The organism is Pseudomonas putida (genome assembly GCF_050990305.1).
In the GTDB taxonomy this organism is placed as follows: Bacteria; Pseudomonadota; Gammaproteobacteria; order Pseudomonadales; family Pseudomonadaceae; genus Aquipseudomonas; species Aquipseudomonas putida_AH.
In genome coordinates this window covers 6,138,201-6,164,929 of sequence record NZ_CP158817.1, presented here as the reverse complement: position 1 = coordinate 6,164,929, position 26,729 = coordinate 6,138,201, and the positions used below count along the sequence as shown (strand labels likewise).

Annotated in this window: 21 protein-coding genes; 10 read left to right on the top strand and 11 right to left on the bottom strand. The window is 60.6% G+C overall.

Going from position 1 to position 26,729, the window contains the following annotated elements:
• Positions 1 to 7: 7 nt before the first annotated feature.
• On the bottom strand, positions 8 to 1,003 hold the full coding sequence (locus ABTV22_RS28025) for an ArsR/SmtB family transcription factor (RefSeq protein WP_433737569.1): 996 nt from the start codon (positions 1,001 to 1,003) through the stop codon (positions 8 to 10).
• Between the two features lie 272 nt (positions 1,004 to 1,275).
• Between ABTV22_RS28025 and tkt the strand changes: the two genes are divergently transcribed.
• From tkt to fba, 6 genes are all read left to right on the top strand, one after another.
• On the top strand, positions 1,276 to 3,273 hold the full coding sequence (gene tkt / locus ABTV22_RS28020) for a transketolase (RefSeq protein WP_433737567.1): 1,998 nt from the start codon (positions 1,276 to 1,278) through the stop codon (positions 3,271 to 3,273).
• Between the two features lie 150 nt (positions 3,274 to 3,423).
• The gene (gene epd, locus ABTV22_RS28015) at positions 3,424 to 4,482 is read left to right on the top strand and encodes an erythrose-4-phosphate dehydrogenase (RefSeq protein ID WP_433737565.1); all 1,059 of its coding nucleotides are present in this window, start codon (positions 3,424 to 3,426) and stop codon (positions 4,480 to 4,482) included.
• A 26-nt stretch (positions 4,483 to 4,508) separates the two neighbouring features.
• Positions 4,509 to 5,672 (top strand): phosphoglycerate kinase, encoded by a 1,164-nt coding sequence (locus ABTV22_RS28010; protein ID WP_433737564.1) that lies wholly within the window; start codon positions 4,509 to 4,511, stop codon positions 5,670 to 5,672.
• 34 nt (positions 5,673 to 5,706) lie between these two features.
• Positions 5,707 to 5,928, top strand: coding sequence for a hypothetical protein (locus ABTV22_RS28005; protein WP_433737563.1), 222 nt, complete (start codon positions 5,707 to 5,709; stop codon positions 5,926 to 5,928).
• 56 nt (positions 5,929 to 5,984) lie between these two features.
• Entirely contained in the window at positions 5,985 to 6,317 is a 333-nt protein-coding gene (locus ABTV22_RS28000) for an MliC family protein (protein WP_433737562.1), read from the top strand.
• Positions 6,318 to 6,559: 242 nt separating this feature from the next.
• Positions 6,560 to 7,624 (top strand): class II fructose-bisphosphate aldolase, encoded by a 1,065-nt coding sequence (fba, locus tag ABTV22_RS27995; RefSeq protein WP_007975467.1) that lies wholly within the window; start codon positions 6,560 to 6,562, stop codon positions 7,622 to 7,624.
• Positions 7,625 to 7,768: 144 nt separating this feature from the next.
• Here the strand turns inward: fba and ABTV22_RS27990 are convergent, their stop codons facing one another.
• Positions 7,769 to 8,437 carry a polysaccharide lyase family 7 protein gene (locus ABTV22_RS27990; RefSeq protein ID WP_433737561.1) on the bottom strand — a complete coding sequence of 223 codons (669 nt, stop codon included), beginning with the start codon at positions 8,435 to 8,437 and terminating at the stop codon, positions 7,769 to 7,771.
• Positions 8,438 to 8,760: 323 nt separating this feature from the next.
• Here ABTV22_RS27990 and ABTV22_RS27985 point away from each other — a divergent pair, with 323 nt between their 5' ends.
• The 3 genes from ABTV22_RS27985 to ABTV22_RS27975 all read left to right on the top strand — a co-directional run bounded on the left by ABTV22_RS27985 (position 8,761) and on the right by ABTV22_RS27975 (position 11,799).
• Entirely contained in the window at positions 8,761 to 10,884 is a 2,124-nt protein-coding gene (locus ABTV22_RS27985; RefSeq protein ID WP_433737559.1) for a putative bifunctional diguanylate cyclase/phosphodiesterase, read from the top strand.
• A 46-nt stretch (positions 10,885 to 10,930) separates the two neighbouring features.
• Positions 10,931 to 11,422, top strand: coding sequence for a M48 metallopeptidase family protein (locus ABTV22_RS27980; RefSeq protein ID WP_433737558.1), 492 nt, complete (start codon positions 10,931 to 10,933; stop codon positions 11,420 to 11,422).
• A gap of 80 nt (positions 11,423 to 11,502) precedes the next feature.
• A complete protein-coding gene (locus ABTV22_RS27975; protein ID WP_433737557.1) occupies positions 11,503 to 11,799 on the top strand; it encodes a winged helix-turn-helix domain-containing protein in 297 nt (98 codons plus the stop codon).
• 97 nt (positions 11,800 to 11,896) lie between these two features.
• Here the strand turns inward: ABTV22_RS27975 and ABTV22_RS27970 are convergent, their stop codons facing one another.
• Positions 11,897 to 12,349 (bottom strand): GNAT family N-acetyltransferase, encoded by a 453-nt coding sequence (locus ABTV22_RS27970; RefSeq protein WP_433737554.1) that lies wholly within the window; start codon positions 12,347 to 12,349, stop codon positions 11,897 to 11,899.
• A 255-nt stretch (positions 12,350 to 12,604) separates the two neighbouring features.
• Between ABTV22_RS27970 and ABTV22_RS27965 the strand changes: the two genes are divergently transcribed.
• A complete protein-coding gene (locus ABTV22_RS27965) occupies positions 12,605 to 13,342 on the top strand; it encodes a substrate-binding periplasmic protein (RefSeq protein WP_433737552.1) in 738 nt (245 codons plus the stop codon).
• Between the two features lie 145 nt (positions 13,343 to 13,487).
• Here ABTV22_RS27965 and yccS read toward each other — a convergent pair whose 3' ends face one another.
• The 8 genes from yccS to betB all read right to left on the bottom strand — a co-directional run bounded on the left by yccS (position 13,488) and on the right by betB (position 26,705).
• Positions 13,488 to 15,674, bottom strand: coding sequence for a YccS family putative transporter (gene yccS / locus ABTV22_RS27960; RefSeq protein ID WP_433737550.1), 2,187 nt, complete (start codon positions 15,672 to 15,674; stop codon positions 13,488 to 13,490).
• Between the two features lie 208 nt (positions 15,675 to 15,882).
• Positions 15,883 to 17,061: an NAD(P)/FAD-dependent oxidoreductase gene (locus tag ABTV22_RS27955; RefSeq protein ID WP_433737549.1), complete on the bottom strand. Its 1,179-nt coding sequence runs from the start codon at positions 17,059 to 17,061 to the stop codon at positions 15,883 to 15,885.
• Positions 17,062 to 17,192: 131 nt separating this feature from the next.
• A complete protein-coding gene (gene dbpA, locus ABTV22_RS27950; protein WP_433741525.1) occupies positions 17,193 to 18,530 on the bottom strand; it encodes an ATP-dependent RNA helicase DbpA in 1,338 nt (445 codons plus the stop codon).
• 264 nt (positions 18,531 to 18,794) lie between these two features.
• The gene (gene mdtD / locus ABTV22_RS27945; protein WP_433737548.1) at positions 18,795 to 20,222 is read right to left on the bottom strand and encodes a multidrug transporter subunit MdtD; all 1,428 of its coding nucleotides are present in this window, start codon (positions 20,220 to 20,222) and stop codon (positions 18,795 to 18,797) included.
• A 113-nt stretch (positions 20,223 to 20,335) separates the two neighbouring features.
• Complete coding sequence (locus ABTV22_RS27940; protein WP_433737547.1) at positions 20,336 to 21,673, bottom strand: TldD/PmbA family protein; 1,338 nt, start codon at positions 21,671 to 21,673, stop codon at positions 20,336 to 20,338.
• Positions 21,673 to 23,115: a TldD/PmbA family protein gene (locus tag ABTV22_RS27935; RefSeq protein WP_433737546.1), complete on the bottom strand. Its 1,443-nt coding sequence runs from the start codon at positions 23,113 to 23,115 to the stop codon at positions 21,673 to 21,675. The genes ABTV22_RS27940 and ABTV22_RS27935 overlap by 1 nt, the downstream gene beginning before the upstream one ends.
• A 248-nt stretch (positions 23,116 to 23,363) precedes the next feature.
• Positions 23,364 to 25,064, bottom strand: a complete 1,701-nt coding sequence (gene betA / locus ABTV22_RS27930) for a choline dehydrogenase (protein ID WP_433737545.1) — start codon at positions 25,062 to 25,064, stop codon at positions 23,364 to 23,366.
• A 168-nt stretch (positions 25,065 to 25,232) separates the two neighbouring features.
• Positions 25,233 to 26,705 carry a betaine-aldehyde dehydrogenase gene (gene betB / locus ABTV22_RS27925; RefSeq protein WP_433737544.1) on the bottom strand — a complete coding sequence of 491 codons (1,473 nt, stop codon included), beginning with the start codon at positions 26,703 to 26,705 and terminating at the stop codon, positions 25,233 to 25,235.
• Positions 26,706 to 26,729 lie beyond the last annotated feature (24 nt).

Here is a 26,729-nt window from a genome sequence, read left to right as displayed (position 1 = left end):
CCTGAAATTACCGATGGTGAGTGTCGCCAGCCGGTCGCTGAAAATGGCGGACCTGAATCTGGAAACCATTACGTAAGCCTACATAGAGGCTTTCCCCGGGAACGAGTCCCGCAGCGGTGGCCCAACGGGCCAGATCGTCCTGTTCAAACCCCAGCCAGAGATCACCGCAGGCCTCCTTGGCCCAACTCTGGTTGTGGCTGCATAACTCTGTCACCAACAGGCTACCGCCTGGTTGCAGCAAATTGGCCATGTGCTTGAGTGCATCGGCCGGCGCGGCGAAATGGTGCAAGACCATGTTCAATACAACGCAATCGGCCTTGAGGCTCACGCCGTTCAAGGCATCGGCCAATTGCAGGCTGACATTGCCCAACGCCTGGCGTTCGCACACCTGGCGCGCCAGTTCGAGCATCGCCTGGCTGTTGTCCAGCGCCGTAACTTGGGTGAAGCGGCGCGCCAATTCCGGTAGAAAGGCACCGTCCCCGGGGCCGACTTCAATGGCGGTCGCACCTTCGCCGAAACTCAGCTTCTCGAGCAGGGCCACCACGCTGTCGCCGTATTGCGGCAGACCGGCGATCAGGTCTTGCTGGGCACGAAACTTCTCCGCGACCCGTGAGAAAAAATCCTGACTGGCTGCGGCCCTTTGCCCGTGGACCTGGGCGATGCGCGACTGCACGTCGGCAGGCAAGGTCAGGTCATCCACTTCCTCGAGCAGGGCTGCGTGCAGCTTGCCGCCCAGCAGGTCGGTATGGGGCAGGGCACGACGGTAAAAAATCGCATTGCCTTCGCGACGGGTTGCCACCAGGTCGGCCTGGGCCAGGACCTTGAGGTGGTGACTCATGCCCGACTGGCCGATGCCGAAAATCTGCGCCAGCTCCAGCACGCCAAACGAATCGTTGGCCAACGCGCGCAGGACATTCAGGCGCAGCGGATCGCCGCCGGCCTTGCAGAGGGCCGCCAGCTCATCGCAGTCGTCATGGCGAATGGAAGGCACGCGTAGGTTCATAAGGCCGGCAGTCTAGTCACGCACCGGTGGCATCGCAAGAGCAATATCAAAAAGTTTTGATATTGCTCGATAGATGGCACTTCTTAACGTTAGCTTCAGTCAACAAACGAATGGCGGAAAGGTTTCATCAGCCCAAACCGTCGTTATCCATTGGAAAAACGCCTCCAGATGACTATCTGTCATTGCCCCGAGGCGTCCGGGTGAGGGAAAATGCTCGCCTTTTTTCCGTTTCGTTTATTCACTCTCGTTTCAGAATTCCCAGGAGATCAGCGATGCCTAGCCGTCGTGAGCGTGCCAACGCCATTCGTGCCCTCAGCATGGATGCCGTGCAAAAAGCCAACAGCGGCCATCCAGGTGCCCCTATGGGTATGGCGGATATCGCCGAAGTGCTGTGGCGCGACTACCTCAAGCACAACCCAAGCAATCCATCGTTCGCCGACCGTGACCGCTTCGTGCTGTCCAACGGTCACGGTTCGATGCTGATCTATTCGCTGCTGCACCTGACCGGCTACGACGTCACCATCGACGACCTGAAGAGCTTCCGCCAGTTGCACAGCCGCACCCCGGGTCACCCGGAGTTCGGTTACACCCCAGGCGTCGAGACCACCACCGGTCCACTGGGTCAGGGCCTGGCCAATGCCGTGGGTTTTGCCCTGGCTGAAAAGGTCATGGCGGCGCAGTTCAACCGTCCTGGCCACAACATCGTCGACCACCACACCTATGTGTTCCTGGGTGATGGCTGCATGATGGAAGGCATTTCCCACGAAGTCGCGTCCCTGGCCGGCACCCTGGGCCTGGGTAAACTGATCGCCTTCTACGATGACAACGGCATCTCCATTGATGGCGAAGTCGAAGGCTGGTTCACCGACGACACGCCCAAGCGTTTCGAATCCTACAACTGGCAAGTGATCCGCAATGTCGACGGTCACGACCCGGAAGAAATCAAGACCGCGATCGAGACGGCCCGCAAAAGCGAGCAGCCAACCCTGATCTGCTGCAAGACCACCATCGGTTTCGGCTCGCCGAACAAGCAAGGCAAGGAAGACTGCCACGGCGCCCCACTGGGTGACGCGGAAATCGCCCTGACCCGTGAAGCCTTGAAGTGGAACCACGGTCCATTCGAAGTCCCGGCTGACATCTACGCCGAGTGGGATGCCAAAGAAGCCGGTCGCGCCGTTGAAGCCGAGTGGGACCAGCGTTTCGCCGCCTACTCCGCAGCGTTCCCGACCGAAGCCAACGAGCTGATCCGTCGTCTGAGCGGTGAACTGCCGGCTGACTTCAGCGAAAAGGCCGATGCCTACATCGCCGAAGTGGCTGCCAAGGGTGAAACCATCGCCAGCCGTAAAGCCAGCCAGAATGCCCTGAACGCGTTCGGCCCACTGTTGCCAGAGTTCCTCGGTGGTTCGGCCGACCTGGCCGGTTCCAACCTGACCCTGTGGAAAGGCTGCAAAGGCGTCACCGCTGAAGATGCCAGCGGCAACTACATGTACTACGGCGTGCGCGAGTTCGGCATGACCGCCATCATGAACGGCGTCGCCCTGCACGGCGGCCTGGTGCCTTACGGCGCGACCTTCCTGATGTTCATGGAATACGCTCGCAATGCCGTGCGCATGTCGGCCTTGATGAAGCAGCGCGTGATCCACGTCTACACCCACGACTCCATCGGTCTGGGCGAAGACGGCCCGACTCACCAGCCAATCGAGCAACTGGCCAGCCTACGCTGCACGCCGAACCTCGACACCTGGCGTCCAGCCGATGCCGTTGAATCGGCGGTGTGCTGGAAGTACGCGCTGGAGCGCAAGGACGGTCCGTCGGCCCTGATCTTCTCGCGTCAGAACCTGCAGCATCAAACCCGCAATGCCCTGCAGATCGGTGATATCAGCCGTGGCGGCTACGTGCTGAAGGACTGCGCGGGCGAGCCTGAGCTGATCCTGGTCGCCACAGGTTCCGAAGTCGGCTTGGCCGTTCAGGCCTTCGACAAATTGAGCGAGCAGGGCCGCAAGGTGCGTGTGGTTTCCATGCCTTGCACCAGCGTGTTCGATGCCCAGGACGCCGGCTACAAGCAATCGGTTCTGCCGTTGCAGGTCAGCGCCCGTATCGCCATCGAAGCTTCCCACGCCGACTACTGGTACAAGTACGTCGGCCTGGAAGGTCGCGTGATCGGCATGACCACCTATGGCGAGTCGGCGCCTGCGTCGGCCTTGTTCGAAGAGTTCGGCTTCACCTTGGAAAACATCCTGGGTCAGGCTGAAGAGCTGCTGGAAGACTGATCCAGAAGTTGTGTTCTCTGTGCTGACGTCTTCGCGGGCAAGCCTCGCTCCTACAGGTCCAGGTGATCTGTAGGAGCGAGGCTTGCCCGCGAAGGCGGTCGGTCAGGCGATACTGCAATGACAGATTCACCACGGTAATCGAGAACCCCCATGCCTCAACCGCGTCCCTACAAAGTTGCACTCAACGGCTACGGCCGGATTGGTCGTTGCGTCTTGCGTGCGTTGTTCGAACGAGGCGAGAAGGCAGGGTTTGAAATTGTCGCGATCAACGATCTGGCCGACATGGCCAGCATCGAATACCTGACACGCTTCGACTCCACCCACGGGCGTTTTCCTGGTGAGGTGAAGGTCGACGGCGATTGTCTGCATATTAATGGCGACTGCGTGAAGGTCCTGCGCAGTGCCACTCCCGATGGCATCGATTGGGCGTCTCTGGGCGTCGATCTGGTGCTGGAATGCTCCGGTGCTTATCACACCCGTGAAGACGGCCAGCGTTTCCTCGACGCCGGCGCGCCACGGGTACTGTTTTCCCAGCCGATGGCCAGCGAGTCGGATGTCGACGCCACCATCGTCTATGGCGTGAACCAGGAGTGCCTGACCGGCGATGAGTTGCTGGTGTCCAACGCCTCCTGCACCACCAACTGCGGCGTGCCGCTGTTACGTTTGCTTGATCAGGCCATTGGCCTGGAATACGTATCGATCACCACGATTCACTCGGCGATGAACGATCAGCCGGTGATCGATGCCTATCACCACGAAGACCTGCGCCGCACCCGTTCGGCGTTCCAGTCGGTGATCCCGGTGTCCACCGGTCTGGCGCGCGGTATCGAACGCCTGTTGCCGGAACTTGCCGGACGAATTCAGGCCAAAGCCGTACGCGTGCCGACAGTGAACGTGTCTTGCCTCGATATCACGATGCAGACGGTCAGTGATACTGACGCCGCCGAGGTCAACCGAATCCTGCGCGAGGCCGCCACCAGCGGCCCGCTCAAAGGTCTGCTGGCCTACACCGAGTTGCCACACGCAAGCTGCGATTTTAACCACGACCCACATTCGGCGATCGTCGATGCCAGTCAGACCCGCGTTTCCGGCCCACGGCTGGTGAACATCCTGGCCTGGTTCGACAACGAATGGGGTTTTGCCAACCGAATGCTGGATGTTGCAGAGCACTATCTGCAAACAGCGATTTCAAAAAAACCTGCTCTCTAAGAACAGCTATTCAGGAAGTGCGACCCATGACCGTGTTGAAGATGTCCGACCTCGATCTGCAAGGTAAGCGCGTATTGATCCGCGAAGACCTCAACGTCCCAGTCAAGGACGGTGTTGTCACCAGCGACGCGCGAATCCTGGCTTCGCTGCCGACCATCAAGCTGGCCCTGGAAAAAGGCGCGGCAGTGATGGTTTGCTCGCACCTTGGCCGTCCGACCGAAGGTGAATTCTCTGCCGAGAACAGCCTCAAGCCCGTCGCCGACTACCTGAGCAAGGCTCTGGGCCGCGAAGTGCCGCTGGTGGCTGATTACCTGGGCGGTGTTGACGTCAAGGCCGGCGAGATCATGCTGTTCGAAAACGTGCGCTTCAACAAAGGCGAGAAAAAGAACGCCGATGAACTGGCCCAGCAATACGCGGCCCTGTGCGACGTATTCGTGATGGACGCTTTCGGCACGGCACACCGCGCCGAGGGTTCGACGCATGGTGTAGCCAAGTTCGCCAAAGTCGCCGCTGCAGGTCCTCTGCTGGCCGCCGAGCTGGACGCATTGGGCAAGGCCCTGGGTGCCCCGGCCAAGCCAATGGCCGCCATCGTTGCCGGTTCCAAGGTCTCGACCAAACTCGACGTACTGAACAGCCTGAGCCAGATCTGCGACCAGTTGATCGTCGGCGGCGGCATTGCCAACACCTTCCTGGCCGCAGCCGGTCATCCGGTCGGCAAGTCGCTGTACGAGCCGGACCTGCTGGACACCGCCCGCGCCATCGCCGCCAAGGTCAGCGTGCCGCTGCCGGTGGATGTGGTGGTTGCCAAGGAGTTTGCCGAAAGCGCGGCGGCGACTGTGAAGTTGATCGCTGACGTCGCTGCTGACGACATGATCCTGGATATCGGCCCGCAGACCGCGGCGAACTTCGCCGAACTGCTGAAGTCGTCGAAAACCATCCTGTGGAACGGCCCGGTAGGCGTGTTCGAATTCGACCAGTTCGGTAACGGCACCAAAGTTCTGGCCCAGGCCATTGCGGACAGCGCGGCGTTCTCCATCGCTGGCGGTGGCGACACCCTGGCGGCCATCGACAAGTATGGCGTTGCTGAGCAGATCTCCTACATTTCTACCGGTGGCGGCGCATTCCTCGAATTCGTCGAGGGCAAGGTGCTGCCAGCCGTTGAAGTCCTGGAAAGCCGGGCCAAGGCCTAAGGCCGCCCGTTTGGCCAGGCAAGGGAGTGTTCACATGGTCAAGACGTTAGCGCTGTTGCTCGTCGCGGGTTCGCTGGCGGCTTGCGGGAGTAACCCGCAGGCCACGCCAGAGCCTGGGCCGACCGCGCCGCACAATGGCTGCTACCAGGCTGACTGGCAGGCGGAGACCAATCCGGTGCTCAACAAGCGCGCAGGTCCCGAAGGCTTGGACAAATACGAGACACAGACACCCGTCAAGGAACATGGCTGTCCTTGACGGGTCTGACTCTTTACTCAGGACCGGTGGCGTGCGCTGCCGGTCGAGGGACACGGATGAAAGGATTGATCGCCGTTTCGGCGCTGGCACTGCTGGCCGGGTGCGCCAATATGAACCCGTTCCAGTCGTCCGCCCCGGCAGATAACTGGACCACTTGGACCTGCGACAGCCAGGCCAAGGTGGTTTGGCGCTACACCGATGACAGCCACAAGGAAGTCGACGTACGCCTCGGCGGTGCCGATCAGGTTCACCGCCTGAAGCAGGAACCGGGCGCGTCGGGCGCGCTGTACAGCGACAACATGCTGGCGTTTCACATAAAAGGTGAGGAAGGCCTGGTTTACTGGGTCGCCACCAATGATTTGATTGGCCGTGGGTGTAAAGCCCACTGATGCCAAACCTGTAGGAGCGAAGCTTGCTCGCGAATGCGTCATCACATTCAACCGATGTGTTGTGAGACAAACCGCTTTCGCGAGCAAGCTTCGCTCCTACGGGTAATTGCAGACCGTTAGAGATTTTGTAACACCGAATTCGCAGCCCGGGCTCAACCCCCGATCTGCAATAACTTGAATAGCCGCCGCCGCTACGGCAGGCTGGCACGATTAACGACCCTCAACCGGGAGAGACACACACAATGGCACTTATCAGCATGCGCCAGATGCTGGACCACGCAGCCGAGTTCGGCTACGGCGTTCCAGCCTTCAACGTCAACAACCTTGAGCAGATGCGCGCCATCATGGAAGCCGCTGACAAGACTGACTCCCCGGTGATCGTCCAGGCTTCGGCCGGTGCTCGCAAATACGCTGGCGCACCGTTCCTGCGTCACCTGATCCTGGCGGCCATCGAAGAATTCCCGCACATCCCGGTGTGCATGCACCAGGACCACGGCACCAGCCCTGACGTCTGCCAGCGCTCCATCCAACTGGGCTTCAGTTCGGTGATGATGGACGGCTCCCTGGGCGAAGACGGCAAGACCCCGACTGACTACGACTACAACGTCCGTGTGACCCAGCAAACCGTGGCCATGGCTCACGCCTGCGGCGTATCGGTAGAAGGCGAGCTGGGCTGCCTGGGTTCGCTGGAAACCGGCATGGCCGGTGAAGAAGACGGTATCGGCGCCGAAGGCGTTCTGGATCACAGCCAGATGCTGACCGACCCAGAAGAAGCCGCTGACTTCGTCAAGCGCACCCAGGTCGATGCCCTGGCCATCGCCATCGGCACCAGCCACGGCGCCTACAAGTTCACCAAGCCACCTACCGGCGACGTGCTGGCGATCGACCGCATCAAGGAAATCCACAAGCGCATCCCGAACACCCACCTGGTGATGCACGGTTCGTCTTCGGTTCCACAAGAGTGGCTGGCGATCATCAACCAGTACGGCGGCGACATCAAAGAAACCTACGGCGTACCGGTTGAAGAGATCGTCGAAGGCATCAAGCACGGCGTGCGCAAGGTCAACATTGACACCGACCTGCGCCTGGCATCCACCGGTGCGATGCGTCGCCTGATGGCCACCAACCCGAGCGAATTCGACCCACGTAAATTCTTCGGCGCCACCGTGACTGCCATGCGCGACGTGTGCATCGCACGTTACGAAGCCTTCGGTACTGCCGGCAACGCTTCGAAGATCAAGCCGATCTCGCTGGAAGGCATGTATCAGCGTTATCTGAAGGGTGAGTTGAACGCGAAGGTCAACTAAGCCTCAGCGTTTGAGCCACACGAAAAACCCGCAGAAATGCGGGTTTTTTTTGTGGCTTGAGATCAAAAGATCGCAGCCTTCGGCAGCTCCTACATTGGAATGCATTCTCCCTGTAGGAGCTGCCGAAGGCTGCGATCTTTTTCGCTATTTATTGTGATCAATATCCAGCTTGCTGAACGTCACTCTCCCGCCTTCGCTGGTGTACCCGGTGTTGTCCTGCACATACACCCCGGCCTTGAAATACAGCGGTTTGTCGCGCCAGGTCGCACTGATGTTGGTATCCCATTGATAGCCTGCCGCACTGACGCCCAATGCGCCGCCGGGGCTCAGGTGAATGAGGTAGGAAAACTCCCGGTCCAGTTTCACGCCGGTGGCAATAGTGATCACGCGGCCTTCCTTGTCGTCGGGATGCATGCGCACCTTGGCGACAATGTTGCCGGTCTCGGTCTTGGTTTTGTACTGGTATTCAACCTTTACCAGGGGCTTCTGGCTGTTGTAGGCGTGGATCTGGCCAATGACGATCTTGCCCGAACTCGGCACCTGATTGACCGCCAGGGTGGCGCGCAGGGTGTTGTCGGCGTCGGGGTAGTACCAGTTTTTCAAGGTGCCGTTGCTGTAGGTTTCCCGCAGCTCGGTGCGAGGGTAGATGGCGTTTTCGGTTTTGGAGCCGGTCACCGGAGACCAGAAAATCACTGAGCCGGTGTCGGAACTGAAGTATTGATCCTTGAAGCCATTGACCAATTTGGAGGTTTCAACGGTGTACGGCGGGTTGCCGACTGGAACGCTGAGGTTCCAGGATGCGAGGTCGATCATGGGAGAAGCTTCCAGGGGTTTTGCAGTACAGACGTACCAGAAGCTCTGGCGCGCGTCTTAGAGGGCGGCCTTTATAAGCGCATAGGGCCTTTTTGTTAATGCTGGCCTTAAAAAGTGGGTGACGTCAAAATCCTGTTAAAAGGCCATCTTTCCCGGTTTTAGCGGCCTTCAGACGTTACCGTTAGTCGGCAAATGAACCCATTGGTTAAATGATGGCGCACTGACACCTACAGCTTTAGTAGATCCCGGACTAGAGTGATGGCACAGTATCTGTCCGGTTTTCACAAGAAACCGGCCTGACGTCACGAACAAAGAGAAGCAGCATGGAATGCGCGCACCAACCGCCAGATGAAGGCCGTTCAACGTTATTAATCGTCGACGATTACCCCGAAAACCTGATCAGCATGCGCGCGTTGTTGCAGCGCCAGGACTGGCAGGTCATGACCGCGGCTTCGGGTTTCGAAGCCCTCGGCCTGTTACTTGAGCACGATGTCGACCTGGTACTGCTGGATGTGCAGATGCCGGGCATGGACGGTTTTGAAGTGGCCCGCCTGATGCGCGGCAGCCAGCGAACCCGACTGACACCGATCATCTTCCTGACCGCCAACGAACAGTCCCAGGACGCGGTGATCAAGGGCTACGCCAGTGGCGCCGTGGATTATCTGTTCAAACCCTTTGACCCGCAGATTCTCAAGCCCAAGGTCCAGGCGCTGCTGGAACATCAGCGCAGTCGTCGGGCCTTGCAGCGCTTGAGCCATGATCTGGAAGTTGCCCGCGCCTTTAATGCATCGGTGCTGGAGAACGCCGCCGAGGGCATTCTGGTGGTGGATGAGGGAGGGCTGATCCGCTTCGCCAACCCGGCGATGTCACGCTTGCTCAATGCCACCGTACAAGAACTGCAAGGTCGGGCGTTCCTGGATTTTCTGCAAAAACCGCATATCCCGAACTGGGTCGACTCCGATCTGCTGGCCGGTTACAGGCGCGGTGAAACCCTGCGTTTACATGATGCGTTGTTGCGTACAGCCCCCGGCCAGCAAGTGCCGGTTGCACTGTCCTGCGCGCCATTGCCCAAGGAACAACAGGCGATGGTGGTGACCATGCTGGATATGTCGGTGGTGCGACACCTGCATCAGCAGCTCGAGTTCCAGGCGGTGACCGACCCGCTGACCGGGCTGCTCAATCGTCGGGGCTTTTACCAGACCGTGGAAAACCTGCTGTTGCGCGGCGAGCGTTCCGACAGCGCCTGGGTCTTGATGTACCTGGACCTCGACGGTTTCAAGCGGGTCAATGATTCCCTCGGGCATGATGCCGGTGATCGCGTATTGCGCTGGGTCTCCGAGCAGTTGAAAGCCTGCCTTCGCCCCTTCGACATTCTGGCGCGCATGGGCGGCGACGAATTCACAGCATTACTGGATCTGGAATTCCCCGAGCAAGCGGCCAAAATCGCGGAAAAACTCATTGAGCGAGTGTCGATCTGTCAGCAGATCGATGGCCTGGAAATCACCTTGGGTGCGAGCATTGGCATCGCCACGTTTCCGGACTGTGGGGCCAATCTGGACGGTCTACTTCGAGCCTCCGATATCGCCATGTACGAGGCCAAGCGTGCCGGTCGTCAGCAATATCGCTTTTACGATCACGAAATGAATGGCCGGGCGCGTTCACGTTTGATGCTGGAAGAGAGCGTGCGCACCGCCATCGAGAACCGAGACTTCAACTTGGTGTATCAGCCGCAGGTGGCGATTGCCGACGGGCAGATTCGTGGGTTCGAGGCATTGTTGCGCTGGCAGCACCCGAGTGTCGGAGACGTGCCTCCGGGGCTGTTCTTGCCGTTGCTGGAAGAAGCCCGGCTGATCAGTCGCCTGGGCAGCTGGATTTACCAGCGCGGCGCCGGGCAGCGCAAAGCCTGGTCGACGTTGTTTGCCGAAGACCTGGTGCTGGGCGTCAGTCTGAGCAGTACGCAATTTGCCATGCCCAATCTGGTCGCCGAGTTGCGTCAGGTGCTGGAACGTCATGGCTTGCAGCCCCGGCATCTGGAAGTGGAAGTGACGGAAGACGCCTTGACCCACCATCCGGACGAAGCCCGCAAACAGCTGCGCTTGCTGCGCAATCTGGGAGTCAGGGTGGCGCTGGATGACTTTGGTTCCGGACCCTGTTCGCTGGCTCATTTGCGTGATCTGGAGTTGGACACCCTCAAACTCGACCGTCATTTGGTCGCCCGGTTGCCGGAGTCGTCGCGAGATGCAGCGCTGGTGCGCAATGTGATCGAGCTGTGCAAACAGTACGAGATTTTGGTAATCGCCGAAGGGGTGGAAACCGTGGCGCAATACCAGTGGTTACAAGCCAATGGCTGCGAGTATGTGCAAGGTTTTCTGGTAGGGCGGCCGATGATGGCCGAAGACACCGGGCACTACGTGCAGCCCTTCGACTGGAGCGCGCTGACCCGCTGAATTCGCTACACTGGCGACCTTTTCGTCATATGTGTTGTTTGTTGCGATGACTGCGTTGAAATACCTCCAGGCCTATCCCGCTTCGTTGCAGGACCAAGTGCGCCAGCTGATCGCCGACGGTCGGCTGGGTGATTACTTGAACCAGCGATACCCGCAAAAGCACGAGGTGCAGAGCGATAAAGCGTTGTACGCCTATGCCCTGGATCTCAAGCAGGAATTCCTGCGTAACGCTGCGACCATCGACAAGGTGCTGTTCGATAACCGACTGGACTTGACCCACCGCGCCCTGGGCCTGCACACCACGATCTCGCGGGTGCAGGGCGGCAAACTCAAGGCGAAGAAAGAGATCCGCGTCGCTTCGCTGTTCAAGGAAGCGCCCGCCGAGTTTCTGAAAATGATCGTGGTTCACGAGCTGGCTCATTTCAAGGAATCGGATCACAACAAGGCGTTCTACAAGCTGTGCGAACACATGCTGCCGGGGTATCACCAGGTGGAGTTCGATGTGCGGGTGTACCTGACCTGGCGGGATATGCAATGAAACGTCAAAAGATCGCAGCCTTCGGCAGGGCGCTTTTGTAGGAGCTGTCGCAGGCTGCGATCTTTTTTAGGGAGCGTTAGATGGACGTAAGCAAGACCAAAAGCAGCTTCTATCGGCGCCTGTACGTGGCTTACCTGATCGACAGCGGCCTGGCCAGCAGTGTCCCGGCATTGACCGAGACCACCGGCATGCCGCGACGCACCGCCCAGGACACCATCGCGGCGTTGGCGGATCTGGATATCGTTTGCGAGTTCGAACAGGAAGAAGGCGCGCGCAACCATGCCGGTCGCTATCGGATTCGTGACTGGGGGGCGATTGATCGGGGGTGGATCGAGCGTAATCTTCGGCAGATCAAGGCGGTATTGGAATACCCCTGAGATGTGCAGTGCCTGGACTGGCGTCTTCGCGAGCAGGCTCGCTCCCACAATTGATCGCATTTCCACTGTGGGAGCGAGCCTGCTCGCGAAGGGGCCCTCAAGAACGACGCATGCCTATGTGTGGAATGCCATCCTCGACATATTCCTCACCCGCCACTTCAAACCCGTACCGCCCGTAATACCCCTGCAAATGTGACTGGGCCGAGAGATAGATCGGCATGTCGGGCCAGCGTTTTTCAGTCTGCTTCAAGGCCTGGGCCATCAGCTCATGCCCCAGCCCGGTGCCTCGCGCCTGGGGCGCAATGATCACTCGTCCGATCACCACATCGCCACCCTGTAGCTCAGGGTCGAGCAAGCGCAGGTACGCCACCAGTGTGTCCCCGTCCCAGGCCATCAAATGGCAGGTATCGCCTTCCAGATCCTGGCCATCGATGTCCTGATAAACGCATTTCTGCTCGACGACGAACACGTCCGAGCGCAGCTGCAAAAGGGCATACAGCTGTTTTATGCCCAGATCGCTGTGGTGTTTGCAGATCCATTCGATTGTCATGTGCTGATTCCTTGAAAACGTCCCTGTGATGGTAAGCGCCGCAGCGCTGGATGTCTTTATGGCAAAGAAATCTGTGATAAAGACCAAAATGCCATCATTCATTTCTCGCGCCGTTGTCTTCTTTGTGTAATCTGGAATCCAGCGATCCGTAGTGGCTTCAATGAGCTAATGTTTAGTGCCTGGGCGTGCCGGTAAGGGGCTTGGAGTTTTGGCTGAAAACACGTCGGGCAGCCCGCCCGCTAAGGATTTTCTAGCATGCCGCGATTGCATCGAGCCTTTGCTTTGATTGGATTGCTGTTGCTGTTTCAAAACGCGGCGGCGGAAAAGCTGCGCCTGGTGGCGGATGCCTGGCCGCCCTTTACCGACGCAACACTGGTCAATGGCGGGTTGGCCACGGACATTGTCAGCACGGCGCTGGCGCGGGCCGGCTATGCCAGTGAGTTCGAACAGGTGCCTTGGGCGCGGGCCTTGCTGGGCGTGGGCGAGGGGCGATACGACGTGCTGGTCAACGCCTGGTACTCCGATGAACGCACCACGCTCGGGAAGTTTTCCGACGAGTACCTGGTCAACCGTGTGCGCTTTATCAAGCGCAAGGACGCACCCATCGAATTCAATAATCTGCAGCAACTGCACACCTATCCGGTGGCGGTGGTCCGCGGCTATGCCTATTCACCGGCGTTCGATGACGATGCATCACTGCAGAAGGTTCCGGTACACAGCTTCGCCATGGCCGTGCGCATGGTCGTTGCCGACAGGGTCAAGCTGACCCTGGAAGACGAATACGTTGCCCGCTATTACCTGGCCCGTGAATCCCCCAAAGTGCGCAATGCCGTGGAGTTCCTGCCCAAACCGCTGAGCGAGAACAGTTTGCATATCCTGGTCAGCCTGAAGAATCCCGGACATGAACAGATTGTCGCCGGATTCGACCGGGAGATTGCCAGGATGAAGGCGGATGGGAGTTATGCACGGCTGCTCAAGCAGCATGGGATGTGAGGCGGCAGATCCAGAAAATGTTCTGCTGCTGTTGGCCTCTTCGCGGGCGAGCCTCGCTCCTACGGGTTTCGTGTCGTTCGCGAAACCATGCACAACAATAAAACCTGTAGGAGCGAGGCTTGCCAGCGATGAGGCCGAACAGGCGCTACACCTCTTCGCTCGTGTCCTTGATCAAATGCGCCGCCAATGTCCGCAACGGCCCCAACTGCCGGCAGATCAATGCCAGCTGCGTCTGCACCAACCGCTGGCCTTCATCGATCTCGTCGGGCATTTGTTCAAGTTCGTTGGCCAGCGCTTCTTCTTCGTCGCTTTGAATGGCAATGGCCGATTTGCTCGCCAGTCCCAGGGCGATTTCGTCGATGCTGGCGGCGAGTTTCACCCCAGCCCCCTCGATCAATTGCTCACGCACATCCGCGGGCAACTCTATTTCCCTGTGTGCACCCAGGCCTGACAAATAACTGAGCAGCGTGTGCGACAGGACCAAAAAGCGGAAGCCCACGTCCGCTTCCTTACGGAAATGTCCCGGCTCCATCAGCATGTTGGCCAGGGTGGTCGACAGCGCCGCATCGGCGTTGTGCGCGTTGCGTCGGGCCAAGCGATAGGTCAGGTCGTCGCTCTTGCCGGCTGCGTACTGCTGCATGATCTGGCGCAAGTAAATGCTGTTGCAGGTCAGGGTATTGGCCAGCACTTTGTTCAAGCGTCGGCCCTGCCAGTCCGGCAGGAACAGGAATACGGCCAGACCCGCGATCAGGCTGCCGAGCAGGGTATCGAACAGCCGTGGCACAAACAGACCGTAACCGTCGCCCACCTGATTGAAGCAGAACAGCACCATCAAGGTGATCGCCGCGGTTGCCAGGGTGTAGCGGCTGGTGCGGTTGATGAAGAACACCACGCCGGCAGCGATGGCGAAGCACGACTGGATCAGCGGATTGGGGAACAGATCGAACAGCGCCCAGGCCAGGGTCAGGCCGATGGCGGTGCCGATGATCCGCTGGCCGAGCTTGCGCCGAGTGGCACCATAGTTCGGCTGGCAGACAAACAGCGTCGTGAGGATGATCCAGTAGCCCTGGGACGGGTGAATCAAATGCACCATCGCGTAGCCAATGCTCAAGGCCAGGGGCAAGCGCAGGGCATGACGGAACAGCAGCGAGGTTGGCGTCAACTGCGTGCGCAGGCGCGCCCAGACGTCTTTTAAATTTCGTGGCGAACGGTCGAGCAGGCTGCTGTCGGTGGCGTCGGCCAGGGCATCGGGGTTGCTGGCGTCGCTGAGCAAGTGATCAAGGGTGCCAAGGTTCGCCGCCAATGCGCGCAATGAGCGCAGCAAGCCGCGCCAGGCCGGATTGCTCTGGATGCGCAGGTGTTCGAGGGAAGCGTGCAGGTCGTTCAAGGCTTCGGCGAAGCTGGCGTCATAGGTGAAGGGCTGGCGCATCTGGATCGATTCGGCCAGTGCCCGGCAGGCCTTGCCTTGCTGGCGCAACAGGCGCTGGCAACGGAACAGCACGTCGCTGTGAAAGAACGCCTCGGCCAGGGCGTTGTAAGGGTAGTGTGAGGAACTGGCGCGTTCGTGGATGTCCTGGGCGAGGAAGTACAGCTTCAGGTAGCGGCTGACTTTCGACCCCGGGCGACCATTGCCCACCCGGTGCAGGATGATTTCCTTGGCGGCGTTCAGGGCCGCGACCACGCGACCGTTCTGTCTGGCCAGTTCCAGTCGCCGCGCTTCCACGTCCATCTGCCGGATCGGTTCGAACAGCGACGACTTGAGCTTCAGGTAATAACCCAACTCCCGGAACAACCGCGCCAGGCTTTGCTGCACCGGCTGGTTGGAAAACAGCGCCTGCCACAACACCGAGAGCAAGCCGTACCAGGCCGCACCGGCCACCAGCAGCACCGGTTCGTGCCAGAAATCGGTGACCGCGCCGCCGCGTTGGTCCACGCCGATCATGGTGTACACCGACAGAATCAGCGTCGCCGAGGCAATCGCACCATAGCGTTCGCCCAAGGCGCCGAGCATGGTCAGGCAGAAGGCTGCCAGGGCGAAGGCAATGATGAAGACGATGGGGTAGGGGAACAGCAGTTCGACCGACAGCGCGGCGACCATGAAGCAGACAAGTGTCACCGCCAACGCATTGAGGCGGCCTTGCCAGCTGTCGTCGGTCTCGGCCAGGGCGCTGGCGATAATTCCCAGGAACAACGGGATCAGCAGCCCCATTTCATCCTGATACCAACACAACGCCATGGTGCCGGTCAGGGCAATGAACACCCGCACGCTGTAGCTGAATTTATCCAGCGCCCAAAGGCGACGCAAAGACTGACTAAACGAGGTCGATGACATGAAGTGCGAAGGCCTTCCGAGGCGATGCCGCTAAATTGAGCCAGTAATGACGCCGACGCAATGGCGGCGATCACATCTGACAGCAAAATCTGTTCCTTCCCTGCACTTGTAGGAGCCGGCTTGCTGGCGATGAACGATCACACGGTCTGCCTGAAAGACCATGGTGTCTGCATCGCCAGCAAGCCGGCTCCCACAGGTGGTGTGTGTATCAGACGTACTGCGCCGCCGCGTAACCCGAAGCCCAGGCCCACTGGAAGTTGAAGCCGCCCAGGTGCCCTGTGACGTCCAGCACTTCGCCAATGAAATAAAGGCCGGGGCTTTTCAGCGATTCCATGGTTTTGGACGAGACTTCGTTGGTGTTCACGCCACCCAGGGTAACCTCGGCGGTGCGGTAGCCTTCGGTGCCGGCCGGCACGACTTTCCAGCTCGCCAGTTTTTCGGCGATATCGGCAATTTCCGCGTGGGTGTACTGCTTCATCGGTTTTGACACGAACCAGTTGTCCGCCAGCAGGTTGGCCATCTTCTTGGTGAAGATCTCGCCAAGCAGGGTCTTCAGTTCGCTGTTGGGGCGTTCGGCCTGTTGCTGTTGCAGCCAGGTCGGCACGTCGTGGTCCGGCATCAGGTTGATCTCGACGGTATCGCCGGATTCCCAGAATGAAGAAATCTGCAAGATCGCCGGCCCGCTCAGGCCTCGGTGGGTGAACAGGATGTTCTCGCGGAAACTCTGGTCGTGGCAGCTCACCAGGCAATCCACCGAGGTACCCGACAGCTCGGTGCACAACGCCTTGAGCTGATCGGTGATGGTGAATGGCACAAGGCCCGCGCGGGTTGGCAGCAGTTCGTGGCCGAACTGTTTGGCCACTTGGTAACCGAATCCGGTGGCGCCCAGGGTCGGAATCGACAAACCGCCGGTGGCGATCACCAGGGATTCGCAGGTGATCTGCCCCAGGGTGGTGTCCAGCAAATAACCTTCTTCGAGCTTCTCGATGGTCTGGATCGAGGTGTCCAGGTGCGGGCTCACGCCGACCTGATCGCACTCCTCGAGCAGCATTTCGAGGATGTCGCTGGATTTGTTATCGCAGAACAACTGGCCGAGTTTTTTCTCGTGGTAAGGCACGCCGTGTTTGGCCACCATGCCGATGAAATCCCACTGGGTATAGCGCGCCAAGGCAGATTTGCAGAAATGCGCATTCTGCGAGAGGAAATTGCCCGGCTCTGTGTACATGTTGGTGAAATTGCAGCGGCCACCGCCCGACATCAGGATTTTCTTGCCAGCCTTGTTGGCATGGTCGAGCAATAGCACCTTGCGCCCGCGCCCGGCGGCGGTCAGTGCACACATCAACCCTGCGGCGCCAGCGCCAATGATCACGACTTCGGTAGAGCGCAAAACGGTGTCCTCAAAAAATGTTCAACCGACGCAAAATCTGTAGGAGCCGGCTTGCTGGCGATGAACGATGACGCGGTCCATGAGTAGCACCGCGTCGTTTGCATCGCCAGCAAGCCGGCTCCTACGGTGTATCAGAGGATACGCACGCGCAACGAACGGCCCTTGATCTTGCCGTCGTTCAGGCGCTGCAAGGCCTGTTTGGCGACGCCGCGTTCCACCGCCACGTAGGCCTGGAAGTCGAAGATCGCGATCTTGCCGACCTGGGCACCGGGGATGCCGGCTTCGCCGGTCAGTGCGCCAAGAATGTCGCCCGGACGAACCTTGTCCTTGCGGCCAGCCGCGATGCACAGGGTGCTCATCTGCGGCAGCAGCGGACCACCGCCCAGGGACTTGAGGTTATCGACCTGATCCCAGGTCAGCGGGGTCTTTTGCAACTCTTCGATGGCTTGCGCGCGTTGCGCTTCGGACGGCGCGACCAGGCTGATCGCCAGACCTTTCTCACCGGCGCGACCGGTACGGCCGACGCGGTGGATGTGGATTTCCGAATCCCGGGCCAGCTCGACGTTGATCACCATGTCCAGGGAATCGATGTCCAGGCCGCGCGCGGCGACATCGGTGGCGACCAGCACGGAGGTGCTACGGTTGGCGAACATCGCCAGCACCTGATCGCGGTCACGCTGTTCCAGGTCGCCGTGCAGGCCGACGGCGGAAATGCCCTTGGCAGTCAGGTGGTCGACGGTTTCCTGGACCTGCTGCTTGGTGAAGCAGAACGCCACACAGGAGGCCGGGCGGAAGTGGCCGAGGACCTTGGTCACGGCGCTCATACGCTCTTCCGGGGAAATCTCGTAGAAACGCTGCTCGATCTGCGAGTCGTCGTGGAACGCCTCAGCCTTGACCTGCTGCGGGTTGCGCATAAACTTCGCGGCCAGTTGCTTGATGCCCACCGGGTAAGTGGCGGAGAACAGCAGGGTCTGGCGACGCTCCGGGGCCTGCATGATGATTTCTTCGATGGAGTCGTAGAAACCCATGTCCAACATGCGGTCGGCTTCGTCGAGGATCAGCGTGTTCAGGCCATGCAGGACCAGCGAGCCCTTGCGCAGGTGCTGCTGGATACGGCCCGGCGTGCCGACGATGATGTGCGCGCCGTGTTCCAGCGAAGCGATCTGTGGACCGAGGGACACGCCGCCGCACAGGGTCAGGACCTTGATGTTGTCCTCGGCACGGGCCAGGCGGCGGATTTCCTTGGCCACCTGGTCGGCCAGCTCGCGGGTCGGGCACAGGATCAGCGCCTGGCAGCCGAAGTAGCGCGGGTTGATCGGGTTCAACAGGCCGATGCCGAAGGCGGCGGTCTTGCCGCTGCCGGTCTTGGCCTGGGCGATCAGGTCCATCCCCTTGAGGATCACCGGCAAGCTCTGCGCCTGAATCGGCGTCATCTGGGTATAACCGAGAGAATCGAGGTTAGCCAGCATGGCGGCGGACAGCGGCAGAGTATTAAATTCGGTGGCGATGGTGGTCACGGGACTGGCCTGCAAAACAAAATGTCGCGCAGTGTACCAGCCTCTGGCCATTAACCTCGAAAGTTCTGGACGAACGCAAAACCTGTGGCGAGGGAGCTTGCTCCCGCTGGGCTGTTGTAGGAGCAAAGCTTGCTCGCGATGGCCACGACACGGTTAGCCAGGAAACTCGCGTTATCGTTCATCGCGAGCAAGCTTTGCTCCTACAGGGTGCTCGGTTCAATGTTCGATGTGTTGTTCCGGGCTTCTGACGCGCCGTCCGTCTTCCTTTGAAAGCTGGGAAAAGATGGTCGCGGCGAGCATCGCCATGATCCCGACGGTCACAAAGGTCAGTTGGAACGCCCCCAAAACCGTGTCCACGCCGTCATTGCCAATTTCGGCGGTAAAGCCGCCCAGCAACGCACCAGCACAGGCCACGCCAAGGCTCAATGACAATTGCGCCACCACCGACAGCAAGCTGTTGCCACTGCTGGCGCTGGCGTCGTCGAGGTCGATCAGGGTCACGGTGTTCATCGCGGTGAACTGCAGGGAGTTGATCGCACCGAGCACCGCCAACAGGCACAGCAGTAGCCAATAGGGCGTCTGTTCGCTGACCAGGCCCATGGCCGCCAGCATGATGCCCAGCGCCAGGGTGTTGCCGGTCAACACGATGCGGTAGCCCAGACGCTCGATCAGCGGTCGCGCCACCCACTTGGCGATCATCGCCGCAGCCGCCAGCGGCAGCATGCTCATCCCGGCTTGTGACGGCGAATAACCCAGGGCCACCTGTAGTAGCAACGGCACAAGGAATGGCAGGGCGCCGCTGCCGAGCCGGGCGAACAGGTTGCCAAGAATGCCCACGGCGAAGGTCCGGGTCTTGAACAGCGACGGGGCGAACAACGGGTTGTCGATGTGCCCCGCGCGCAACCAGTAAGCCGCCAGGCAGGCCATGCCGCCGAACAGCAACAGCATCACCCGCAGGTGCGGCAGGTGCAGCTCGCCCAAGCCTTCCATGGCGATGGTGATCAAAATCATCGCCGCACCGAACAGCACGAAGCCCAGCCCGTCGAACTTGGTACGTTCCGAGCCGCGCAGGTCGGGAATGAATTTCCATACGGCGTAGCAACCGACGACCCCCACCGGCAGATTGATCAGAAAGATCCAGTGCCAGGTCAGGTACTGCACCATCCAGCCGCCCATGGTCGGGCCGATCAAAGGGCCGAGCAATCCGGGAATGGTGATGAAGCCCATGATCCGCACCAGCTCAGAGCGGGGATAGGCGCGCAGCACCACCAGTCGCCCCACCGGCAGCATCAACGCCCCACCCAGACCCTGAACGACCCGGGCGCCGATCAGCAGGGTCAGGCTGTTGGACATGGCGCAGAGCAGTGAGCCGAAGCTGAATAGCAGGATGGCGCTGAAGAAGATTTTCTTGGTGCCAAAGCGATCAGCGATCCAGCCCGAGGCCGGAATCAGCAAGGCCACCGTGAGCATGTAGGCAATGATCACGCCCTGCATGCGCAGCGGATCTTCCGCCAGGTCCGCGGCCATGGCCGGCAAGGCGGTGTTGAGGATGGTCCCGTCGAGGGACTGCATGAAGAATGCGATGGCGACGACCCACGGCACCCAGCGGGCGGTGACAGCGTCGAGAGGCGGGCGATTGGGCATGGGACCTCTTGTCAGTGTGAATCAGGGCGTCCGTGGTGGCTTCATCGCGGGCAAGCCTCGCTCCTACAGAAATCACGCCAAATCCGTAGGAGCGAGGCTTGCCCGCGAAGCTTTTACAAGGTCAAGGTCAACCGGTTGATCAGTGCCCCCGGCAAAAGCGCCGAAGCCGTCGCCCGCTGACTATAGGTGCTGGCTGACAACAGCAACTCACGCTCCTGGGTCAGTGCTTCCAGCTGCGAACCGAGCAGGCTGAAGGCGCTGTCATCGAAGCGCATGGTGCTGACCGGTGCCTGGATCTCGCCGTTCTCGACCCAGAACGTCGCAAACCGGGTCATGCCGGTCAGGCGTGCTGCCGGTTGATCGGAGAAGTTCAGGTACCACAGGTTGCTGATGTACAGGCCGGTGCCCAGTTGCTTGAGGACGTCTGCTTCCGGCAGTGCGCCAGCTTGCAGGTTCAGGGCGCCGGGCGATTCTCCGCCGCTGGCGCCGTTGGCGGTCAAACCGTATTCGGCGGCGCTGCGTGAGCCGACCAGTTGCTCAGCGGCCTTGCCCTCGACAATCAACTTGAGATCGCTGCGCGGATAACCTTCATCGGAAAACGCCGGGCTCAGCGACCCTGTGACCTGTTCATCCAGCGAGACCAGCGGGCTGAACGATTGATCGCCGCCATAAAGCTTTTGCAGCGGGCTGTTTTTGCTGGCAATCGCTTGCGCCGAGAAACCGCCCCAGCACAGCATGCCCATGATTTCTTCCAATGCCGCCGGCGCCAGGTAGGCACGGTACTGACCCGGTGCCAGGGTGCGCAAAGGCCGCCCCAGGAGTTCAAGCTGCTCGCGGGCCTGCTGGAAGCGCTTGGCAAAACCCTCGCTGCTCCAGTCGTGACCGGCGTAGCTGGCCTTAACGGCCTGGCCGTTTTCGTGGAACAGGCTGAAGTCGAAATTGAAGCTATTGGCCTGATGCCAGCCGAAGGCGCCGGCGGAGCTGGCGAAGCCCCGGCTGATCGGGCCGGCTGCGTAGAACCCGACCAGATCGAGGCCTTCGGCGGCGCGGGTGATTTCGGCGACCACTTGCTCGGTGTCCGGCAGTGGATGTTCCTGCACGTTCTGGCTTTGCCAGCCGTTGTAATTGAGCAGCAGGTAGGGATCCTGCGGCAGCAGCGGCAGGGTTTCGCGCAATTGTTGCAGGCCTTCGGCCAGGCGCTGTTGGTCCTCCTGCGGGTCGCCGGACAGAGTGATGTCGAGATCGGCGTGGCGGCCATCATTGATCAGTTTCAGGCCGATGCTCGCTTGTTGCACCTGCCCGGCCTGGCGCACCTTGGCGTGGTTCAAGCGCACGAACGCCGACGACTCGGCGGCGTAGCTGAGGGTGAACTGTTCCGGGTCGCGCAAGGCCTCACGCAAGGCGGTGACCAAGGCCTTGAACGACTCGGCCTGACTTTTCGAGCTGCTCATCAGGCGTCTCCCCCAAATACTTCTACGTTGCTGAACACACAGGCTGGCGACGCATGGCCAACGCGGATCACCTGGTTCGGTTCGCCCTTGCCGCAGTTCGGGGTGCCGAGCACCTTGAAGGTGTTGGCATCGCCCACCGCGCTGAGGCTTTTCCAGAACTGCGCGGAAATCGCCCGATAATTCGGGTTCTTCACCACGCCCTTGAGTTCACCGTTTTCGATCAACTGGCCCCATTCGCAACCGAACTGGAATTTGTTGCGCGCGTCATCGATAGACCAGGAGCGGTTGGTGCTCATGAGGATGCCGTGTTCGATGTTGCCGATCAGTTGTTCCAGCGGCTGATCGCCCGGCTCGATATTCAGGTTGGCCATGCGATCGATTGGCGGACGGTTCCAGCCGCAGGCACGGCTGTTGGCGACGCCATCCAGGCCCGCGCGAAATTGCGACAGCGCACCGCCCAGTGGCCGAAGCAACAGGCCTTCGCGAATGAGGAATTGTTTGCTGGCGGCGGTGCCGTCGTCGTCATGGCCGTAGCTGGCAAGCTGCTCGGGAATGTCCGGATCGAAGGTCACGTTGAGCAGCTTCGAGCCGTATTGCAGGTGACCGAAATCTTCGGCTTTAACGAAGCTGGTGCCGGCGTAATTGCGCTCATCGCCCAGGATGCGATCCAGCTCCAGCGGGTGGCCGATGGACTCGTGGATCTGCAGCATCATCTGGTCGGGCATCAGCAGCAGGTCGCGGGGACCTTGCGGCGTGTTCGGCGCCAGCAGCAATTGCAGGGCCTGATCGGCGACAGCCGGGCCGGCACCGACCAGGCCGCAACGGCTGATGACATCGGCGCCACCCTGCTGGCCGAAGTTCTCGCGGCCCAGGCTGCGGGTCTGGCTGTCGTTGCCGTCGTAAGCAGTGACGTCCAGGCCCGGGTAGACGAAGCGCTGAGCCTGGCGCAGTTCGGCGCCCGCGTTGTTGAGGTAGATCTGCTCGACGTTTGTGATGCCGATGCTTACCTGCCAGTTCACCAGGCGTTCGTCCTTGGGCACGGCGGCGGACTCGGCGCCGAGCAACTGGTAGCAATCGCTCAGGGACGGAAACGGTTGGTCGAGATTGGGCGAAAAGTAATCGGCGCGGTCGCTGGAGACGGTCTGGTCACGCAGGTCCAGCAGTGCGTAGGGCTTGAGCCGACGTGCCTGCTGTTCGGCGCGCTCGAGGGCAGCTTGCAGGCCCTGTTGCGACAGGTCGTTGGTGGCGGCATAGGCTTCGACGCCGTTGACCCGTACAGTCAACATCGCGCCTTCGTCACGGCGCAGGCTTGGCGGCTCGGCGACGTTCTTGCGCACTGACAGATACTGGCCGGACTCGCGGACATAGCGTACAGAAAAGAATTCAGCGCCCGTGCGCAAGGCAGCAAAGCGCTGCTTGAGCTGGGGGTGGAAATCGAACATTCGGGGGACCTCCTTGGTGTGGAGCATCGAGGCTGCGGGGGAGGGTGAAACGATTGCGTGGCGCTAGAGTAGGCCTGCGAGGGGGGAGGATCAAGTTTGGAGCGGTAGAGGTGTGTTGTTTGTAAGGGCCTCATCGCGAGCAGGCTCGCTCCCACATTTGATTTCCGGTGTTCACAAAGTCTGTGTCCACTGAAGATCCCTTGTGGGAGCGAGCCTGCTCGCGAATAGCCGTAACGCGGTGTAAAGCCTTACGCGGTCTGCGGCACTTCCCGCACAGCCTTGCCCTTGACCGGCGCATCGCCAGCCACATAGTAGGCGGCCTTGCTGCGCGGCAGCGGCTGGCGACCACGGATCTTGTCGGCGATTTTCTCGGCCATCATGATCGTTGGCGCGTTCAGGTTGCCGGTGGTGATGATCGGCATGATCGAGGCATCGACCACGCGCAGGCCTTGCATGCCATGCACTCGACCCTGGCCATCGACCACGGCCATGTCATCGGTGCCCATCTTGCACGAGCAGGATGGGTGGAACGCGGTTTCGGCGTGTTCGCGGATGAACTTGTCCAGTTGTTCATCGGTTTGCACGTCGATGCCCGGGCTGATCTCGCGGCCACGGAAGGCGTCCAGTGCCGGTTGCTGCATGATTTCCCGGGTCAGGCGGATGCCGTCGCGGAATTCCTGCCAGTCCTGCTCGGTGGCCATGTAGTTGAACAAGATGCTCGGGTGCTGGCGCGGGTCCTTGGATTTGACCTGGATGCGACCACGACTCGGCGAGCGCATGGAGCCCATGTGCGCCTGGAAGCCGTGCTCTTGCACACCGTTGCTGCCGTTGTAGTTAATCGCCACCGGCAGGAAGTGGTACTGGATGTTCGGCCATTCGAATTCCGGACGGGTGCGGATAAAGCCGCCGGCTTCGAACTGGTTGCTGGCGCCGATGCCGGTGCCGTTGAACAGCCATTCGGCACCGATGGCTGGCTGGTTGTGCCAGAGCAACGACGGGTACAGCGAGACCGGCTGGGTGCAAGCGTATTGCAGGTACAACTCCAGGTGGTCCTGCAGGTTTTCACCGACGCCCGGCAGGTCGTGGACCACCGGAATGTCGAGGCTTTGCAGCAGTTTTGCCGGGCCGACACCGGAACGTTGGAGGATCTGCGGGGAAGCGATGGCGCCGGAGCAGACCAGTACTTCTTTGCGCGCCTTCACTTCAACGCGTTCTTCAGCGGCGCCGACCAGGTAACGCACGCCGACTGCACGCTTGCCTTCGAACAGGATCTTGTCGGTCAGGGCGTGGGTGACGATGGTCAGGGTCGAGCGCTTCTTGGCGACGTCCAGATAACCGCGAGCGGTGGAGGCACGACGACCTTTCGGCGTCACGGTGCGGTCCATCGGGCCGAAGCCTTCCTGTTGGTAGCCGTTCAAATCTTCGGTGCGCGGGTAACCGGCCTGCACGCCGGCTTCGACCATGGCGTGGAACAGTGGGTTGTTGCCGGCCTTGGGCGTGGTCACGCTGACCGGGCCTTCACCGCCGTGGTAGTCGTTCGGGCCGATGTCACGGGTTTCGGCCTTGCGGAAATACGGCAGGCAGTCGAGGTAGGTCCAGTCTTCCAGCCCCGGCAGTTTTGCCCAACCGTCGTAGTCCATGGCGTTGCCACGGATGTAGCACATGCCGTTGATCAGTGAGGAACCGCCCAGGCCCTTGCCGCGACCGCATTCCATGCGACGACCGTCCATGTACGGCTCCGGATCGGTCTCGTAGGCCCAGTTGTAGCGACGGCCTTGCAGCGGGAACGCCAGGGCGGCCGGCATCTGCGTGCGGAAGTCCATGCGGTAGTCCGGGCCGCCGGCTTCGAGCAGCAGAACGGTGACGCCGGCGTCTTCGGTCAGACGGGTCGCCAGGGTGTTACCGGCCGAGCCGGCACCGATGATGATGTAATCGAATTCTTGGGACATTGAATGCACCCTCTTTGAAGTTGGTCAGGTGAGGCGAGTGCTGCGCACTCGATCGCCAGCAAGCCGGCTCCTACAGGGAGGGGGTGCACCATGGATTTACGCACGATGCGACTTTGTAGGAGCCGGCTTGCTGGCGATAGCGGTCTCTCAGGCGAAAAAAATGCTGCCTTAGAACACCGAGACGTAATCGCCCAGCTCGACCTGTACCGATTTGATGCGGGTGAAGTTGTTCAGCGAGCTGATGCCGTTCTCACGACCCACACCCGACTGCTTGTAGCCACCGACCGGCATCTTGGCGTCGGACTCGCCCCAGGCGTTGATCCAGCAGATACCGGCTTCGAGTTGATGAATGATGCGGTGGGCGCGGTTCAGGTCTTTGGTGACCACACCGGCGGCCAGGCCGAAGTTGGTGTCGTTGGCGCGGCGGATCACTTCTTCTTCGGTTTCGTAGCTGAGGATCGCCATGACCGGGCCGAAGATTTCTTCACGCACGATGGTCATGTCGTCGGTGCAATCGGTGAACACGGTCGGTGCAACGTACGCGCCCTTGGCGAATGCGCCGTCGGTCAGACGCTCGCCGCCGCACAGCACGCGGGCACCTTCTTCTTTGCCTTTGGCGATGTAGCCCAGCACGCTTTCCATGTGGGCGAAGCTGACCAGCGGGCCGAAGTTGGTGTTCTCGTCTTCCGGGTTGCCGATGCGGATGCGAGCAACGCGCTCGGCGATCTTGGCTTCCAGCGCGGCCTTCATGTGCGCCGGTACGAACACGCGAGTGCCGTTGGTGCAGACCTGACCGGAGCTGTAGAAGTTGGCCATCATCGCGGTGTCGGCGGCGCGGTCGAGGTCGGCGTCGTCGCAGATGATCAGCGGGGATTTGCCGCCCAGTTCCATGGTCACGTCTTTGAGCGAAGAGCTCGACGCGCTGGCCATGACTTTCTTACCGGTGTCGGTGCCGCCGGTGAACGAGACTTTCTCGATGCGCGGGTGCTCGGTCAGCCAGGTGCCGACTTCGCGGCCGCTGCCGGTCAGGACGTTGAACACGCCGTTTGGCACGCCGGCTTCGGTGTAGATCTCGGCCAGTTTCAGGGTGGTCAGCGAGGTGACTTCGCTCGGCTTGAAGATCATCGCGTTACCGGCCGCCAGGGCTGGCGCAGATTTCCACAGGGCGATCTGGATCGGGTAGTTCCACGCGCCGATACCGGCCACGACGCCCAGCGGCTCGCGACGGGTGTAGACGAACGAAGTGGTGCGCAGCGGGATCTGCTCGCCTTCAATAGCGGGCACCAGGCCGGCGTAGTATTCCAGCACGTCGGCGCCGGTGACGATGTCGACGTAACGGGTTTCGGAGTAGGCCTTGCCGGTGTCCAGGGTTTCCAGAGCAGCCAGTTCGTCGTTGCGCTCACGCAGGATTTCCACGGCACGACGCAGGATGCGCGAACGCTCCATGGCGGTCATGGCTGCCCAGATTTTCTGGCCTTTTTCGGCGCTGACCACGGCGCGTTCGACGTCTTCCTTCGTGGCACGTTGTACTTTTGCGAGGACTTCACCGTTAGCCGGGTTGATGGCTTCGAAGGTGGCGTCGCTGCCAGCGTCGGTGTATGCGCCATCGATGTAGAGTTTTTGCAGTTCGAAACGGGCCATAGTGTCCTCGCAAGTGCATTGGTG